The organism is Confluentibacter sediminis (assembly GCF_003258355.1).
Taxonomy (GTDB): domain Bacteria; phylum Bacteroidota; class Bacteroidia; order Flavobacteriales; family Flavobacteriaceae; genus Confluentibacter; species Confluentibacter sediminis.
This window is the reverse complement of sequence record NZ_QKPO01000004.1, coordinates 217,154-233,411: the sequence shown is the minus strand read 5'-3', so window position 1 is coordinate 233,411 and position 16,258 is coordinate 217,154. Positions and strand designations below refer to the sequence as shown.

18 protein-coding genes are annotated in these 16,258 nt (G+C 33.2%); 12 read left to right on the top strand and 6 right to left on the bottom strand.

The window, feature by feature from the left end; all coding sequences use genetic code 11:
* Positions 1 to 39 precede the first annotated feature (39 nt).
* A complete protein-coding gene (locus DKT72_RS04465) occupies positions 40 to 591 on the bottom strand; it encodes a nucleotide exchange factor GrpE (protein ID WP_111307511.1) in 552 nt (183 codons plus the stop codon).
* Positions 592 to 751: 160 nt separating this feature from the next.
* Between DKT72_RS04465 and DKT72_RS04460 the strand changes: the two genes are divergently transcribed.
* Positions 752 to 1,423 (top strand): TonB-dependent receptor plug domain-containing protein, encoded by a 672-nt coding sequence (locus DKT72_RS04460; protein WP_111307510.1) that lies wholly within the window; start codon positions 752 to 754, stop codon positions 1,421 to 1,423.
* A gap of 148 nt (positions 1,424 to 1,571) precedes the next feature.
* Positions 1,572 to 1,892: a Dabb family protein gene (locus DKT72_RS04455; RefSeq protein ID WP_111307509.1), complete on the top strand. Its 321-nt coding sequence runs from the start codon at positions 1,572 to 1,574 to the stop codon at positions 1,890 to 1,892.
* Here the strand turns inward: DKT72_RS04455 and DKT72_RS04450 are convergent.
* The 3 genes from DKT72_RS04450 to DKT72_RS04440 all read right to left on the bottom strand — a co-directional run bounded on the left by DKT72_RS04450 (position 1,889) and on the right by DKT72_RS04440 (position 4,278).
* A complete protein-coding gene (locus DKT72_RS04450; protein ID WP_111307508.1) occupies positions 1,889 to 2,791 on the bottom strand; it encodes a TIGR01777 family oxidoreductase in 903 nt (300 codons plus the stop codon). The two genes, DKT72_RS04455 and DKT72_RS04450, sit on opposite strands and share 4 nt — an antisense overlap.
* 300 nt (positions 2,792 to 3,091) lie before the next feature.
* Positions 3,092 to 3,781, bottom strand: a complete 690-nt coding sequence (mnmC2, locus tag DKT72_RS04445) for a tRNA (5-methylaminomethyl-2-thiouridine)(34)-methyltransferase MnmC2 (protein WP_111307507.1) — start codon at positions 3,779 to 3,781, stop codon at positions 3,092 to 3,094.
* Positions 3,782 to 3,783: 2 nt separating this feature from the next.
* Positions 3,784 to 4,278: a DUF4920 domain-containing protein gene (locus tag DKT72_RS04440; protein WP_111307629.1), complete on the bottom strand. Its 495-nt coding sequence runs from the start codon at positions 4,276 to 4,278 to the stop codon at positions 3,784 to 3,786.
* Positions 4,279 to 4,372: 94 nt separating this feature from the next.
* Here DKT72_RS04440 and DKT72_RS04435 point away from each other — a divergent pair, with 94 nt between their 5' ends.
* Positions 4,373 to 5,437: a branched-chain amino acid aminotransferase gene (locus DKT72_RS04435; protein ID WP_220628080.1), complete on the top strand. Its 1,065-nt coding sequence runs from the start codon at positions 4,373 to 4,375 to the stop codon at positions 5,435 to 5,437.
* Between the two features lie 79 nt (positions 5,438 to 5,516).
* On the opposite strand, the gene DKT72_RS04430 is transcribed toward DKT72_RS04435, so the two are convergent.
* Both DKT72_RS04430 and DKT72_RS04420 read right to left on the bottom strand, forming a co-directional pair.
* On the bottom strand, positions 5,517 to 5,903 hold the full coding sequence (locus tag DKT72_RS04430; RefSeq protein WP_111307506.1) for a pyrophosphohydrolase domain-containing protein: 387 nt from the start codon (positions 5,901 to 5,903) through the stop codon (positions 5,517 to 5,519).
* 556 nt (positions 5,904 to 6,459) lie between these two features.
* Positions 6,460 to 8,499 (bottom strand): dipeptidyl-peptidase 3 family protein, encoded by a 2,040-nt coding sequence (locus DKT72_RS04420; RefSeq protein ID WP_111307504.1) that lies wholly within the window; start codon positions 8,497 to 8,499, stop codon positions 6,460 to 6,462.
* Positions 8,500 to 8,667: 168 nt separating this feature from the next.
* Here DKT72_RS04420 and DKT72_RS04415 point away from each other — a divergent pair, with 168 nt between their 5' ends.
* From DKT72_RS04415 to DKT72_RS04370, 9 genes are all read left to right on the top strand, one after another.
* Entirely contained in the window at positions 8,668 to 9,708 is a 1,041-nt protein-coding gene (locus tag DKT72_RS04415; protein ID WP_111307503.1) for an SRPBCC family protein, read from the top strand.
* Positions 9,705 to 10,076, top strand: coding sequence for a fluoride efflux transporter CrcB (crcB, locus tag DKT72_RS04410; RefSeq protein ID WP_111307502.1), 372 nt, complete (start codon positions 9,705 to 9,707; stop codon positions 10,074 to 10,076). The genes DKT72_RS04415 and crcB overlap by 4 nt, the downstream gene beginning before the upstream one ends.
* Before the next feature lie 204 nt (positions 10,077 to 10,280).
* On the top strand, positions 10,281 to 10,646 hold the full coding sequence (locus DKT72_RS04405) for a hypothetical protein (RefSeq protein ID WP_111307501.1): 366 nt from the start codon (positions 10,281 to 10,283) through the stop codon (positions 10,644 to 10,646).
* A 120-nt stretch (positions 10,647 to 10,766) separates the two neighbouring features.
* Positions 10,767 to 11,009 carry a DUF7683 domain-containing protein gene (locus tag DKT72_RS04400; RefSeq protein ID WP_162623237.1) on the top strand — a complete coding sequence of 81 codons (243 nt, stop codon included), beginning with the start codon at positions 10,767 to 10,769 and terminating at the stop codon, positions 11,007 to 11,009.
* Positions 11,010 to 11,556: 547 nt separating this feature from the next.
* Positions 11,557 to 12,000, top strand: coding sequence for a hypothetical protein (locus DKT72_RS04390; RefSeq protein WP_162623236.1), 444 nt, complete (start codon positions 11,557 to 11,559; stop codon positions 11,998 to 12,000).
* Positions 12,001 to 12,356: 356 nt separating this feature from the next.
* Positions 12,357 to 13,121, top strand: a complete 765-nt coding sequence (locus tag DKT72_RS04385) for a DUF6090 family protein (RefSeq protein ID WP_111307497.1) — start codon at positions 12,357 to 12,359, stop codon at positions 13,119 to 13,121.
* Between the two features lie 168 nt (positions 13,122 to 13,289).
* Positions 13,290 to 14,063 (top strand): helix-turn-helix transcriptional regulator, encoded by a 774-nt coding sequence (locus tag DKT72_RS04380; RefSeq protein ID WP_111307496.1) that lies wholly within the window; start codon positions 13,290 to 13,292, stop codon positions 14,061 to 14,063.
* A gap of 149 nt (positions 14,064 to 14,212) precedes the next feature.
* Positions 14,213 to 14,932: an ester cyclase gene (locus tag DKT72_RS04375; protein WP_162623235.1), complete on the top strand. Its 720-nt coding sequence runs from the start codon at positions 14,213 to 14,215 to the stop codon at positions 14,930 to 14,932.
* Positions 14,933 to 15,477: 545 nt separating this feature from the next.
* The gene (locus DKT72_RS04370; RefSeq protein WP_111307494.1) at positions 15,478 to 16,212 is read left to right on the top strand and encodes a phospholipase D family protein; all 735 of its coding nucleotides are present in this window, start codon (positions 15,478 to 15,480) and stop codon (positions 16,210 to 16,212) included.
* Positions 16,213 to 16,258: the final 46 nt, after the last annotated feature.

The window sequence follows — 16,258 nt, the reverse complement described above, 5'->3', positions numbered from 1 at the left end:
ATTCTTTCCTAGAAAAGAACTTTTTAAATTAATATATTTTTATTGCCCAATAATAACTTTTGGGAAACGAATCACTTTATCGCCAAGTTTGTAACCCTTTTCAATAATGTCTATAATTTTTCCTTTTAAATCCTCAGTAGGTGCTGGTATTTGCGTAATGGCCTCATGATTGTCTGCATTAAAAGCCTCTCCTTTTTCTATTTTAATGGCAACAAGCCCCTTTTGTTCTAAAGTATTCACTAACTTTTGATAAATTAATGATACCCCTTTGCGTAAAGCTTCTGCTTCTTTGTCATCGTCAATATGGCTTAATGCACGCTCAAAATCATCAAGAACCGGCAATAGTGTTTTCATGACATCTTCGCTTGCTGTAGCAAATAATTCTATGCGTTCTTTAGATGTACGTCTTTTATAATTTTCAAACTCTGCAAATAAGCGTAAAAACTTATCTTTTTCTTGTTTCAGCTCTTCTTGCAATTTTTCTTCAAGGGTTTGTTCTTCAACAGGTTGCTGATTCAAATCAACAGTTTCTTCCTTAGAATTAACTTTTTCTTCTGATTTCACATCCTCTTTATTGTCTTTTTTACTCATATTTTTCTAGTATTATACAAACACGTAAACGTATTGGCAAAATTACTGCCATTATTATAAAAATGTCATAATGTCATTAATTTTTTTTTATAAGTGATTAAAACTATAGTTTGTTTTAAAATTCATATTTTCGTTATAAACCACTAAACATTAAACGACCATGAAACTTAAAACCCTAATGCTTTTATTGATATGCTTATTCCCAAGTTTGTACTTACAAAGTCAAAATATTACCGTAAAAGGCATCGTAAAAGACCATTATGAAAACCCGATAGCTCATGTTCGTGTTAAATCGAGCAGTAGTCATGCTGAAGTTTTTACAGATACTACTGGTTTTTACGCTATAGATGTCACACAAAAAGGAAAGTTGGTTTTTTCACAAGCAGGTTTTAAAACTCAAAAAGTATCCGTAAAAGGGAAAGAGATTGTTAATGTTTCTTTAAGATATGACGATAAAAGATATGAAGAGAAAGAAGTCAATACAGGGTATGGCAAAGTAAAACAATCTGAAAGCACCATTTCAGTAAGTTCTGTTGATCCCAAACTTATTGAGAGAGAGAATAATTTAGATATGGCTACTTATTTAAGAACCGTTCCTGGAGTTAGTGTCATTGAGCAAAATGGCGACTTGAATATTCTAATAAGAGGCAACCGCAGTTTAATGTCTAGCGATGCCCCGCTTATAATGCTTAATGGTTCGCAATATAATGGCTCATTAAAAAATTTAAATCCAAGAGACATCAAAGCTATCGATGTGCTAAAGGATGGTTCTGCAACTGCTGCTTATGGCTCTAGAGGTGCTAACGGTGTTGTTTTAATCACGACAAAATAAGGATATTAACATTCTTATTTTTCATAACTACCACAAAAATCCCACCAAACTAAATTTATAAATTTAATTAAGTAAGCCCAACTATTCTACTGCCATTTACCTCTATCGTAATGTGCAGTTGCATGAATAAAAAAATGACATCGATGATATGACCAAACAATTACGCCATGTGGTATTATTGAAGTTTAAAGAATCGGCAACGCCTTCTGATATTAAAAAAGTAGAAACTGCTTTTGGGAAATTAGCTTCGCAGATTAAAGAAATTAAAGATTTAGAATGGGGTCTAAATAATAGTCCTGAAGGCTTGAACAAAGGTTTTACACATTGTTTTTTTGTCACTTTTGACAATGAAGAAGCTAGAGATATTTACCTACCTCATCCTGCGCATAAAGCTTTTGGAAACATTTTAGGTCCACATTTAGAAGATGTTTTAGTTGTAGATTATTGGAACCAACCCAGCTTTCACTAAACTAAATCCTCTACAGCACGTTTTAAACAATTATATTCAAAATCAAAGCCTTTATCCTCTATTTTTTTAGAGCTTACCCGTTGACTATCAAATAATAATACATGCATCTCTCCTAAAAGTAATTTCATGATACCTTTTGGAATGTTGGGCAAAAAGAAAGGCTTATCTAAAATTTTTGCTGTTGTTTTGATGAGTTCTTTATTATTTACCGGATTTGGAGCTACGCCATTGTAAACGCCTTTTAAATTATGGGTTAAAATATAAAGATACATACTTGCCAAATCCTGAATATGAATCCAGGATTGCCATTGTTTTCCTGTTCCAAAAGCCGCCCCAAAACCATATTTAATAGGTTTTATCATTTCAGGTAGGGCACCCCCTTTATCAGACAATACCAAGCCCGTTCTTATTTTAGAAACTGTGATATCTAATTTTGAAAAACCATCAACACTTCGCTCCCATGCTTTAACCACATGGGTTAAAAAAGTATCATCAAAATCTTTATATGTTTCGCTATAATAATTGGTTAAAGAATCTGGATATATACCAATGGCACTAGCTGAAATCACATGTTTAACAGTATGGGACTCGCCTTTTAAAGAATTGATTAAAAGTTGTGTGCTTTCGGTTCGGCTATCTATAATCTCTTTTTTATAATTGGATGTCCATCTTTTAGAAATTGTCGCCCCTGCCAAATGGATGATGGCATCGACACCTTCAAAACATGCTGAATCAATTTCTTTTTCTTTAACATTCCAGTAAAACCCTTTGTAGTTAACATCACTTCCCAACTTAGATTTTGAAGTCGTTAAATAACTAACCTCTATATTTTTAATATGACACTGTTTTACAATCTCCTGCCCTATAAGTCCCGTTGCTCCTGTAATTAAAACTCTCATAAAAACTTTTTTTATAAAGTTACAAAATCATAAGAGTTTAAGCTTTGTATTTGTATTAGGTTTAACACAATGATTGTTTAAGTGGAGCGGATACTTTGTGATTCAAATATTTAGTTTTTACTGAATCCTCAGAGCTTTTTTGTGGCTAAACATTTGGCTGACGCCGAATGCTCAGAGCTTTTTTGTGGCTATTCATTTGGCTGACGCCGAATGCTCAGAGCCTTTTTGTGGCTAAACATTTGGCTGACGCCGAATGCTCAGAGCCTTTTTGTGGCTAAACATTTGGCTGACGCCGAATGCTCAGAGCTTTTTTGTGGCTCTGAGCATTTCACGTTTTCCGGGTGGGCCCGGTAATTTTTCTACCTTAAAGCCAACGGCCAACATGGCTCTACGAACGCTTCCTTTTGCTGCATAGGTTACCAAAACACCATTTTCCTTTAAGGCATTGAACATCTTTTCAAATATAGCTTCTGTCCATAATTCTGGTTGGACTCTCGCCCCAAAAGCATCAAAATAGATGATATCGTAACTATTTTGTTCTTTTATTTCAGAAAACAATAGCTGTTTCTTTTTAAGCGAAAAATGAGGGATAAGCTCATGATGTGCTTCCCAAGGAATGTCATGCATCTGCTTAAAAATGGATGCTCCGTTTTCTACATTCAATGTATTGGTATAATTAAGCTGACTTATTTCTTCGGCAGAAACAGGATAGCCTTCTACGCCAACATAATGAATAGAGGTATTCAACTTTTCAGCTTCTATTAAAGTAATGAGGGCATTTAACCCCGTTCCAAATCCGATTTCTAAAATAGCAACCTCTTTAGGAGAGGTATTTAGGTCTTTTGAATGACAAAAATATTGCAACCCATGAGTTATAAATACATGATAGGCTTCTTGGATAGCACCATGTTTGGAATGATAGTGTTCATCCCACTCTGGTAAGTGAATGGTTGAAGAACCATCGGCAGTAATAATAACTTTGCGCTCCAAAATTATGGCTTAATTAATACACCATCAGCTTCAAAAGACAAGGTTCTTTTAGGCGCAACGATACTGGCAATGTCAGCCGTTGTCTTTCCTGCATCTTCTGCGTAATGCTGTTGTTCTTCTACAGGCATTTCTTCAATATAGGCTAGACCGTTAATGATAACGTCTTTACCAACGATGTCTTTTGGAACAAAAAAGCCATAATCTTTAAACTTCACCATGACCTCATTTCCATTTTCTAAATTTAAAGTCATCCAACACCCTTTTGCTTGACAAACACTGCTAACCTTACCTTTCATTTTAGAATTAATGGTGTCTCCCACACTCATAATTTCATATTGCATGGCCATATCTGTAGGGCTTAAAGCGTCTTGGTCGGAGATTTTATCACCAAAAGATTCGTATTCAGTTCTATCGGTATTGCTTATAGAATGTTGTTCTTTTTGCTTGCAAGAGATCAATATAAAAATACAAATACAAGATAATAATGGCTTTATCATGTTAATAAAATTAAAATTTAAACGATTTGTTGTAAATCTAATCATTTTTTCAAAACGATTTTGCTTAAATTTGTCTTAGCTAAGACACTAAATTATGAATACAATAACAAGTGATATAAAAATAACGAAAACAAAGGCTACAAAAATTCATGATGTAGATTTTGATAATTTAAATTTTGGAAAAACATTTTCAGACCACATGTTGGTTTGTAATTATAAAAACGGCCAATGGCAATCTCCTGAAATAGTGCCATACCAGCCTATTGTTTTAGATCCATCTGCTAAGATTTTTCATTATGGACAATCTGTTTTTGAAGGTATGAAAGCTTATAAAGACAGTGATAATAACATCTTTTTATTTCGTCCTTTAGAAAATTTTAAACGTTTGAATATTTCATCAAAACGTTTGGCTATTCCTGAATTACCGGAAGACTATTTTATGGAAGGTCTAAAAACACTTTTAAGAATAGATGCTGATTGGATTCCAACAAAAGAAGGCAGTTCTTTATATATCAGACCTTTTATTTTTGCTTCTGGTCAAGGGTTCCATGCGTCTCCAGCAGACGAGTACAAATTTATTATTTGTTGTGCCCCTTCTGGTTCTTATTTTTCTGGAAAGGTTAAAGTTTTAATTGAAGAAACCTATTCCCGTTCTGCTAATGGCGGTGTTGGATATGCTAAAACTGGTGGTAATTATGCTGGGCAATTTTATCCAACACAATTGGCTGTTGAAAAAGGATACCAACAAGTTATTTGGACAGATGACACCAACCACGAGTATATCGAAGAAGCTGGTGCCATGAATATTTTTATTAGAATAAACGACACGCTTATCACAGGGCCTACTAGCGACAGGATATTAGATGGTATTACACGTAAAAGTATTATTGAGTTAGCTAAAGCCAAAGGCATTCATGTGGAAGTTAGAAAAATAACCGTAAACGAAGTTATAGAGGCTGCTAAAAATGGTACCTTAAAAGAAATGTTTGGTGCTGGTACCGCTGCTGTTATTTCTCCTATTTCTGGTTTTGGTTACAAAGGCCATGATTATGATTTACCTGAATTGGAAGATACTTATGCTGCATTTTTAAAGAAACATATTACCGATATACAAACCAATAAATCTGAAGATCCATTTGGTTGGAGAGTTAAGGCCTAATAAGCCTTTTCCGTAGCCCTAACTTTTGGGAAGGGGCGTTTAACCCATAAAAAAAGAGAAGCAAAATGCTTCTCTTTTTTTATTTTTTTAGAATGTCATTTATATTCGGTTTAAAATAATTTGGTCCTTTTAGTACCTTTCCATCTTCTCTATAAATAGGCTCTCCGTTTTCACCTAGTTTACTCATATTACTGCGTTGTATTTCATTAAAGACTTCTTCTATTTTATACTGCAGGCCATGTTCTATAATAGTGCCACATAAAATATAAAGCATATCACCCAAGGCATCGGCAACTTCTACCAAATCGTTATTGTTTGCGGCCTCTAAATACTCTTCGTTTTCTTCTTTCATTAAATTAAAACGAAGGGTGTTTTTATCTTGTCCTAAATCTGCTTTTGGAGATTCCAGGTGTCCTATTTTAAATGCTGTATGAAATGCTTTTACAGCGTCTAGTTTATCCTTCATATATATTCCCTTTTTTCATTTCTGCAAAGGTAGAAATCTCAATTTGTTTTCATTAAATTTGCATAAAAATAACTATATGTTCAGTAAAGGTCAAATCTATTTCGCAATTTTATTCATTATTGTTTTTGCTATTGTGATTGCTTACGCTTATAGAAAAGATTTTAAACTTCATAAGAAATTTTATTCGGGGAGTATTTGGGTACTGCTTGCTTTTATTGGGTTTATAGCTTTAATTTCTGCTATAAAATTCTTTTTTAAATAATCCCTCTATCAATCTGATTGTAGGGTAATTACGATTTATCTTGTACTAATAGCTTCATACAGATTAAACCTTTTACAAAAAAAGTAGTCTTTTTTACGCAACCTTTTGTAAAATGGTACATCTATTGATTATTAAAGCCTAATAAAAAACAATAAACCCAATCAAAAAATGAAACTTTTAATCATCATCAGCGTTCTTATCGTTGTTAATTTAATTCTTTTGGCGTTTAGTGTCAATAAAAAAACAGAACCTTGAAATAGATTCTGTTTCTTTAAAACTTTTATGTAAAAGCGTTTAATTAACTTCTGGCAAGAAGTGATACTGTTTACTGTATTCCAACATTTGACCTGAAAACGTTTCAGGGTAAGTAACGTCAATGGCAGTAATCTCTCCTTTATCATTCGTTTTTGGCACTAGCACTGGGTTAACAAAACCTGAATATGGGGCTGAATTAAATTGTTTATTTCGTTCCAATATTTCTTTATGTAGTGCCTGATCTACTTTCACACCATAGGTTTCTACCAAAGTTTCTGCTGCTTTATAATCACCTTCTGATTTTATACGTTGAACGTCTCTTAATAACTGTCCGAATAGTTCACGAAGTTTATCATAATCATTGATATTGAAATAGGTTTTTCCGTCACGGGTGATTTTCTCAATCACATGATCTGCTTTTCCTTTCTCAAATACCCAGGCTGAAATCCATTGTCTGTTACGCATGTGTGCTTCTTCTACATCATCTCCTAAATTCAGGCGAATCAATTGGGTTAACAATCCGTTTCGGATATAATCATTATATCCTGCCATTCCAACTTTTTTCCAATCGTCCACCAAGCCCAATTCTTGAAGTTTGGGGTTGTATAGATAATACAGAGCCACCAAATCTGCTCGTCCTTCCTCTATAGTGGACGCATAGTTTTTAAGGGTTTCTTTGGTTTCTCCTACTCCTGGGTTTAATTTACCAGAGGCATGACCTATAACTTCATGTAAGGCGGTATGTAATTTATCTGATACTTGTCCGTACTGTTCTGAAAGCTGAAATTCTTCATCGTCATTTACAAATTCTTTTAAACGGCCTGTACTTCCGGCATTATTATAGGCGTCAATGATATTCCCTAGGGATACCGATTTACTACCTACTTCTGCACGGATCCAATTGGCATTGGGTAAATTAACACCTATAGGGGTGCTTGGTGAAGCGTCTCCGGCTTCGCCTGCTACGGTTACTACTTTATAGGTAACTCCCACAACGCTGTCTTTTTTATGCTCTGGCATCAGGGTAGAATTATCTTCAAACCATTGGGCATTATCTGATAATACTTTCATTTTTTGGGACATATCAAAATCATTGATTTGTATGATCGATTCATAGGAGCCTCTGTAACCTAATGGGTCGTTATAGACTTCTATAAAACTGTTTATGTAATCTACATTTCCTTCTGTAGCGGCTGTCCATGCCACATTGTAGTTGTCCCAAGTCTGTAAATCGCCTGTTTTGTAATAATCAATCAACAACCCTAGGGCATTTGCTTGAGCGTCATTTTCGGCCACGCCTTTTGCCAACTCCAACCATGTAATTATCTTATCAATGGCTGTACCGTATAGACCACCCGATTTATAAACTCGTTCTTTTAACACTCCGTTTTCCTTTACTAATTGGGAGTTTAATCCATAGGATAATGGTTTTTTAGGATCGGGTGCTATTTTTGTTTTATAAAATCCTTGTACATCGGCATTTGTTACATTGGGACCATAAAAATTAACCGCAGATAGGGCCACATTATCAACGCCTTTAGCTTGGTTTACCTTTTTGGCATCTTTGTCATTAAAAAGAACGTCGAAAGCCTCTCCTTCTAAAACGGTGTTGGTATCTGCCAACAGTTGTTTTAAATATTCAGGTGTGAAATCTGGTTTTATTTTATCGTTTGAATAGTGGTGATGGATACCGTTACTAAACCAAACTCGTTTTAAATACACTTCAAAGGCCTGCCAATCCTTGGTGGTTTTATCTCCAGCATATTGGGTATAAACAGATTCCAAAGCCTTTCTAATGGTTAGGTTATGCCTGTAATTTTGGTCCCACATAATATCGCGGCCAGACAAGCCTGCTTGTACCAGATAATACACTAATTTTTGCTCTTTTAGGGTGAGTTTTTCCCAGCCTGGAATTTGGTATCTCAACACTTTGATATCAGCAAACTCATCTGCTTTGTAATCAAAGGCAGGTTCTGTTTTTGTGGTCATAGGCTCCTTTTTTTTATCAGAGGCATCTTGTCCACAAGCCACCAAAAGACTTGTTGCAACCAGCATGGTTGCCATTAATTTTAATTTCATTTGTAATTATTTTATTGTTAGTCACTCTATTATTAGAATTTATTATTGAATAATCTCGATTATGGAATCTTGGATGAAGAATATTTAATTTTATGGTAACAAATGTAGTAATTTTTCAATAATAATTTTATAATACGTACCTTTGATTTTTGCCATTCTATCATCAAAATGAAAACGTTTAAATACTTCGCTTTTATATTTTTAATAGCCATTATTGGTACCGCCATTTACATAGCGGTGCAGCCTAACGAGTTTTCTTTTAGCAGAAGTCGTGTTATGAAGGCTCCTGCCCCCGTCATCTTCAAAAAGATAAATGACTTTGAAAATTGGCAAGTATTTTCTCCCTGGATAGAGCGACACCCAAATACTGAAATAACTTACGGCACGAAGCACTTTGGTGTGGGTGCTACTTATAACTGGCATGGTGCGGTTTTAGGTGAAGGTTCCATAAAAACAGTGGCCGCCAATGAGAATCAATTTATGTCGCAACACATGTCTACCCTAAAACCTTATGAGTCGGAATCTGAGATCCATTGGGATTTGGAACCTACTGACGAAGGGACTAAAGTGACTTGGAGCATTGAGGGCGAACAAAGTTTTATGGCTAAAATGTATGCCACTTTTACTGGCTCTGTTGAAACGCATATGGGTCCTGATTTTGAACGTGGTTTGTTTAAACTGGATAGCATCGTGACTGCTGATATGAAAGTATATAGCATCACCGTAAATGGTATTACAGATCATGGCGGTGGGTATTATCTGTATAATTCTGCTTCGTGTAAGATTGACGAAGTGGAAAGCAAAATGCAAGACATGCTTCCTAAAGTGAAGGCCTATGCTCTTAAAAACAATATTACTATGGCTGGTTCTCCTTTTATACATTACATTACTTGGGATGCGGAAAATAATGCGGCTATTATTTCTTGTTGTGTACCAACTACTGATAGGGTTATTACCACCGATAGCGATATCTTAACCGGGCAACTCCTGCCTTTTAAAGCCATCAAAACGACATTGAAGGGGAATTATAGTCATTTAAAAGAAGCTTGGGCAACGGCTATGAAATACATCCCTGAGCATGGTTTTGAGCTTGAAGACAACGGCCCTATGCTGGAAGTGTATACTACAGACTCTGCCACACTCCCCAACCCTGCTGATTGGGTAACGGAACTTTATATCGCTATTAAACAAACACCTCCTACCGAATGAAAAACCTTTTACTTGTTTTTTTAGGTGGTGGTTTGGGTAGTGTTCTGCGCTATCTCATTGGTAAATATTTGAACAGTGCTGAAAGTGGCATTCCTTATGGTACCTTTACCGCCAACATTTTAGGGAGTTTATTTATTGGGGTTATTTTAGGTTTGGCTGCCAAAAATGATGCGCTTACCCAAAACCAAACTCTATTGCTTGCCACAGGTTTTTGTGGTGGCTTTACCACCTTTTCTACCTTTGCTTACGAGAACCATGTGTTTTTAAAGGCTGGGGATTTTACCAGTTTTGCCCTTTACACGATTGCCAGTTTTATTATGGGCTTTTTAGCCGTGTTTTTTGGGGTGTATCTGGTAAAATATCTATAGTCGGTACCTCACTGTTTTAGCTCGTTTGGAGGGCTAACCTAGTCCTATTCAAGCATCTTTGGTGTTTTATGTAGGCATTACCGCTTCTTTGATATAAACGCCAGTAACGCAGAGCATTCTTTAAAAAAGCTTATGACTCTGGCCATCTTCTACATCGGTTTTTAGGATTTGTGTTGGATGTTGCTCGATAAAAATCAATAAATAATGTCTTGTCCTAAAATAGCTATACACAAAACCACGAGTATGGAAACATCAAAACAAACAGAAAATTATGTATTGCGTTCAAGTAAACAAGCTCATTATGACAAACGATTAATTAGGAAAATCGTCCAAGAAGTAGAAGCAGGCTTACCAAGAAAAGAAGCCAAACGGATTTATAAATTAGGCAAAAGTTCTTTGGATCTCTGGATGAACACATACGGTTCAGACCACTATCATCACAACCTGACCCGTCCTGACGTAGCTATACAGGTTAATGAATACATCCTGTTATTACTATACAAAGACATACACATAAAGCCGTTTTATGCTTTTTTAACATGTAAGGTGTTAGTGCTTTTAGGTGTTTAATAAAATAATGTCGTAAAATGTGTTTTTTGTAAGTGTTTTAGGTATTTTTGGGTGTGTCGATATAAGGTATATAGTTACTGGTGACTATATATCTATGTTGGCAATAATTTGGAGAAACGAATGAAAGTAATTAGAATGTTTGACGTTTTTGATAAGAATTCGGACAAATTAATGGATGAAATAGTCATTCCGGATTTAGATATAGAAGCTGTAAAAAAGTTGGTCAATTTAATAGACGGAGACCCAAAACTTTATTATCAATATGAAGTAAAAGGAGAACTAAAAGAATATTTTGAAAAACTCGGATATGAATTTCAAACTGAAAAATTTGATTATTTTCTATCTTGTTATCAAGACAATTAGCTAAATACGATGATTAAAAAAATATTTATCGGACTAATATTATCAATCCTGATTTTTTTCTCAATTTCATTCACTAGTGTTCTTGTATCAATCTTAATTCCGATAAACCAAACAATTGGATATACAATTTTAGAAATCGGATTTCCTTGGACTTACTATGAGCAGTTTATGGTTGCAAATGAACTACATCACGGATGGGATTTCAATAAACTAATATTGGATTGTGTTTTGACTTGGATAATTGTAAACGGACTGTATTACTGGAAAATAAAAAAAACTATTGCCAACACCGGTAACCGTTGCACAACCCCATAAATTATAAAAAACAGACTTCTATAACTACCTTTTGAGGCAGTTTCTTTTTTTAGTTGACTTCCTGCTGTGGCGAAGTTTGCAACTTCCCAAAATCATTGCCATTAACAATAAAACCATTATAAGCCTATAGGATACCTTGTTTAAAAGTAATATATTGCATACATAATCAATATAACTACAATAGGATGGGTATTTATTGTGGTTATACAAGTGTTGGCACCAATTAGAAAAAATGAAATCGAAAATATTCCTACTTCTGACTTTAATTTTATTTACGTCCTGTTTTGAGGAACGGAAAATCGGACAACTGAAAGTGAGCGGAATAGAAAATACTTTTGTGAATATTTACCAAAAAGACGAATTTGACTTTGTGACACCATTGTATTATGAAATATTGGACTCTGATAAAAATCTGATTTTGGAAAAGTATCATTTAATTGGAACTAACGACCATATTACTGATTTGGAAAATTTTAAAGCCAAATCCTACGACAGTATTGTCTATCTGACTTGGGGAAATGAAAGCGAGATTTATGCTGTTTATGACCTAAAATCTGGAAAAGGATATCCGAAAAGTAAACTGAATGGAAATTGGAAATCGGAATTGGAAAATGGAACTGAATTAATAAATAAATTAAAAGAAATTAATCCTAATTTAATTGCTAACTGGAAATAAATAACTGGTGCCAACACCGGTAACCGTTGCACAACCCCATAATTTCAAAAAAACATGATACAAAAACGCCCAATTTAAGGACGTTTTTTGGTTTTAATAGGTTCTTATCTTGTACATTGAAAGATGATGATATGAGTTTAAAATGACGTTTATAAACGCCTTTTGAGGCAGTTTCTTTTTTAGGGCTGCTTTATTTATACCAAAACCATTGCCATTAACAATAAGACCATTATAAGTCCATTGGATACGTTGTTAAAAAGTAATATATTGCATACATAAACGATATAACTACAATTGGATGGGTATTTATTGTGGTTATACAAGTGTTAGCCTTCATTATGACCAACAATTGACCAATGATAAAATTTTTTAGAAAAATTAGACAAAAAATGCTGATTGAAAATAAATTCAGTAATTATCTGATTTATGCAATCGGAGAGATTATTCTTGTTGTTATTGGAATTTTAATTGCACTTGCCATCAATAACAGTAATCAAAATAGAGTTATTCAGAAAAAAGAGCAAACTTATTTGAATGGTTTAAAAGCAGAATTTCAAACAAGCAAATTTAAATTAAGTGAATTGATTAAAATAAACAAGAGTAATTTCTACGGAGCAAAAAAGTTATTAGAAGATATTTCTAATAAAAATGAATCACCATCCGAAAAACAATTTTCTGAATTATTGCTCAATACATTTTCCTCTGATATTTCTTTTAATCCTAACAACTCACTTTTAAGCGAAATGATAAGCTCTGGGAGTTTAAAAGATATTTCAAATACGACCTTAAGAATAAAATTAACAAATTGGATTTCGACTATAGAAGATGTCTCAAAGCAGGAAAGCGAACTTGGAATTCAAAGAGAAAAAGTTCTTGATATTTTTAGAACAAATGAAAACAGTTTAAGAACCATATTTGACCTAACCGGTATAAGCCAAGAAATAGGTTTACAAAAAATGGAGCAAACTGTTAGCAATCTGGATCTATTAAAATCAAGAAAGTTCGAAAATAATATCTTGATGTTTATTCTAACGACTAACGCAATGGAAAAAGCACATTACCAACCCTTAATGGAGGATTTAGATTCTATTTTAAAGCTTATTGAAAATGAAATAAAATAACGAAAGGCTAACAATGTATATAAAAAATAGGCGAAATAGTAGTAAAATCAAGGTTTTTTACTCGAAGCAAAGTTTCTACTTATCCGAAAGTTTAGTGCTTCGAAATCGCCTACTTTTCATATACTAAACGTTAGCTGTAACCAAAAAGAACACGAAAATAGATTGTAAATGACCATAAAAGAATTCATTCCAATTAATCAATTAATGCCATACGTCCAGTGCTTTAAAATTATTGAAAGTGAATTAGAGACAATAAACAGGATTTTACCCAATAATTCATCTACTATTGCTTTTCAACTTCAAGGAAAAATTTCATATATCGAGAATGAAAAAGAAATTGAACTACCAACAGCTTTTTTTTCAGGGCTAAGAAAAACTGCTAGATTCATTAATTATAAAAAAAAATCAAAATCATTAGTAATCCAATTTACAGAAATTGGGGCAAGTTCTCTTTTTGGTGTTGCTCTGTTTGAATTTTACGGAAAAAGTATTCCGTTAAATATACTAATGGAAAAAGAAGAAAAAAATAACCTGGAAAGCAAGTTAAATGAAAATGTAAATGACAGGCAACTAATTTCTGTTGCCGAAAACTTTCTGATGTCAAAACTTTCTTATTGTAAAATCGACAAGTTGATTAAAAAATCAATTTCAGAGATTTATAAACATAATGGTATTATTAAAATAAAAGACCTTGCCGACAACTTGTTTATAAGTCAAGATGCATTTGAAAAGAGGTTTAGAAATGCAATAGGCGCATCCCCAAAAAAATTTGCTTCAATAGTCCAATTAAAAAATGTAATTAAAAAAGAACCTCAATTATCACTAACTGAATTTGCTCTTGAATGTGGCTTTTATGACCAAGCCCATTTCAATCATTCCTTTAAGTTATTTACAGGCGCTACACCATCAGAATTCTATAATGCTTTAGATGATTTTTGTTAAAAAATCAATGATTTTTTACAAGATTCTAAATTTAAGTATTACGACTTTTGTTTGAAAAATGTAATGTGATGGGACACAAAAGTAAATTATTACTGATAATGGTTTTAGTGGCCATTTTTCACAATAGTTGTGCCGAAAAGAACAAATATATGGAAGCTTTAAAAAACAAGGAAATAGTTAAGGAGATGTATGAAATAGTCCTTAACCAAAAGCAAATTGATAATGTAAATTTGTTTTTAGATGACGATTATATAGAAGAATTCAACAATACTAATAAACTATTATTTACGGCATTTCCAGATATAACATTTACGATTAAAGAAATATTTGGAGATGGAAACAAGGTGGTTACCATATATGATTGGAGCGGAACGCATCAAAAAAAATACAACAATATTACACCTACTAATAAAAAAATCACTGTTGAAGGAATCAGTATCTATGAGCTTAAAAATGGAAAAATCATTGATAATAAGGCGCACCCAAATAAATTATCTTTTCTACAACAATTAGGTCTTGTTCCAAAAGATTTTAACAATATAAAATCCAATTTAGAAGAAGAGATTTATTTTATTGACGAATTTGAAATTCCCAAAAAATCATTTGTTGCTTTTAAAGAAAAATTGGACTATAACAGAGCCTTTATCAAAAATATAGAAGGGTTTATAGAGGATAATGTGATTGCAAAAAAAAACAATTCAACCACAATATATCTAACAACTATTGCTGTTTGGCAAAATCAGGAAAGTTTAGATAATGCAAAAAAAATGGTTCAGGCGGAATATAAAAGAATTGGATTTAATCCTTCAGAGTTTAACAAAATACTCAATATTAAAATGACTCGTGGAATTTATTCGAGAATTAAATAAATGGCAGCAGCTAACATTGGTAACCGTTGCACAACCCTATAATTTCAAAAAAACATGATACAAAAACGCCCAATTTAAGGGCGTTTTTTGGTTTTAATAGGTTATTATCTTGTACATTGAAAGATGATGATATGGGTTTAAAATGACGTTTATAAACGCCTTAATACGGTAAAAAACGAAGTGCAGACTTACCGCCCCACTTTTACTATGTTTTTCTATAAATTTCAGGTACTTTTTAAGGTTATAGGCCATAGCGGAGGTTGGTAGTGACCCGTCCTGACGTAGCTATACAGGTTAATGAATACATCCTGTTATTACTATACACAGATATAAACACAACGCTGTTTTATGTTTTTATAGCATTCAAAGCATTAGTGCTTTTGATTGTTTAATAAAATAATGTCATAAAATGTGTTTTTTGTAAGTGTTTTAGGTATTTTTGGGTGTGTATATACGTGGATAAAGACAATGTCTGTATCTAATTGTTGTAACCAATTTGAGAAAACAAAAGAAACCAAAATAAAAAATAAATTATAATAAAATTCATGGCTAAATATTTAAGAACTTCTAGCATTACGGCAGAATTGGAAAACTTAATAAGAGATGCAAGAAAAGAACTTTACATTATAAGTCCTTACCTGAAACTTTCTGATAATATGAAAGAATTATTAAACGACAAAGAAAGAGAAAAGGTTGATGTCAGAATCATTTTCGGAAAACAGGAACTTGCTCCAACCGAAATGAGTTATTTAGAGAAACTGAAATATGTAAGATTATATTTCTCTAAAAATCTTCACGCAAAATGCTACTTGAATGAAAATAAAATGATTATTGCATCAATGAACCTTTATGAATTTTCTCAGCAACACAATCGTGAAATGGGAATTTTAATTGACACAGCAAATGATGAAGATAAAGAGGTATATGAAGATGCTTCAAGTGACATTGAATCAATAATGCACAATAGCGAAGATTTTTCATATATACAAGCTCCACAAAAAACTATAGTTGAAGAAAATAAGACTAATAATTCTAGCGGAAAAAGTAAAGTCCAAAATTATTCAAATTCAAAATTATTAACCACAAAAGAATTATCTCAAAAAACGGGATTGAGTAGCCGAAAAGTTAACTCTTGGTTCGTCGACAATGAATTTATGTATAAAAAAGATGATGACTGGTATGCTACAAAAAAAGGATATGAAATGGGTGCAAAACAAATGGAAGGTTCTTATGGGAAATTTATCATTTGGCCAGAAGAATTAGCAACCGAAATTAAATAATAAAAACTGTTTAAACATTGTGTCCTAAAATTAATTGCTAGCCCAA

Coding starts and splice junctions, on each gene's coding strand:
- DKT72_RS04415 (WP_111307503.1), top strand. CDS start 8,668: ATGAAAACGTTTAAATACTTCGCTTTTATATTTTTAATAGCCATTATT.
- DKT72_RS04370 (WP_111307494.1), top strand. CDS start 15,478: ATGGCTAAATATTTAAGAACTTCTAGCATTACGGCAGAATTGGAAAAC.
- DKT72_RS04390 (WP_162623236.1), top strand. CDS start 11,557: ATGAAATCGAAAATATTCCTACTTCTGACTTTAATTTTATTTACGTCC.
- DKT72_RS04460 (WP_111307510.1), top strand. CDS start 752: ATGAAACTTAAAACCCTAATGCTTTTATTGATATGCTTATTCCCAAGT.
- DKT72_RS04440 (WP_111307629.1), bottom strand. CDS start 4,278: ATGATAAAGCCATTATTATCTTGTATTTGTATTTTTATATTGATCTCT.
- DKT72_RS04400 (WP_162623237.1), top strand. CDS start 10,767: ATGAAAGTAATTAGAATGTTTGACGTTTTTGATAAGAATTCGGACAAA.
- crcB (WP_111307502.1), top strand. CDS start 9,705: ATGAAAAACCTTTTACTTGTTTTTTTAGGTGGTGGTTTGGGTAGTGTT.
- DKT72_RS04405 (WP_111307501.1), top strand. CDS start 10,281: ATGTCTTGTCCTAAAATAGCTATACACAAAACCACGAGTATGGAAACA.
- DKT72_RS04450 (WP_111307508.1), bottom strand. CDS start 2,791: ATGAGAGTTTTAATTACAGGAGCAACGGGACTTATAGGGCAGGAGATT.
- DKT72_RS04375 (WP_162623235.1), top strand. CDS start 14,213: ATGGAAGCTTTAAAAAACAAGGAAATAGTTAAGGAGATGTATGAAATA.
- DKT72_RS04420 (WP_111307504.1), bottom strand. CDS start 8,499: ATGAAATTAAAATTAATGGCAACCATGCTGGTTGCAACAAGTCTTTTG.
- DKT72_RS04465 (WP_111307511.1), bottom strand. CDS start 591: ATGAGTAAAAAAGACAATAAAGAGGATGTGAAATCAGAAGAAAAAGTT.
- DKT72_RS04455 (WP_111307509.1), top strand. CDS start 1,572: ATGACCAAACAATTACGCCATGTGGTATTATTGAAGTTTAAAGAATCG.
- DKT72_RS04385 (WP_111307497.1), top strand. CDS start 12,357: ATGATAAAATTTTTTAGAAAAATTAGACAAAAAATGCTGATTGAAAAT.
- DKT72_RS04380 (WP_111307496.1), top strand. CDS start 13,290: ATGACCATAAAAGAATTCATTCCAATTAATCAATTAATGCCATACGTC.
- DKT72_RS04435 (WP_220628080.1), top strand. CDS start 4,373: ATGAATACAATAACAAGTGATATAAAAATAACGAAAACAAAGGCTACA.
- DKT72_RS04430 (WP_111307506.1), bottom strand. CDS start 5,903: ATGAAGGATAAACTAGACGCTGTAAAAGCATTTCATACAGCATTTAAA.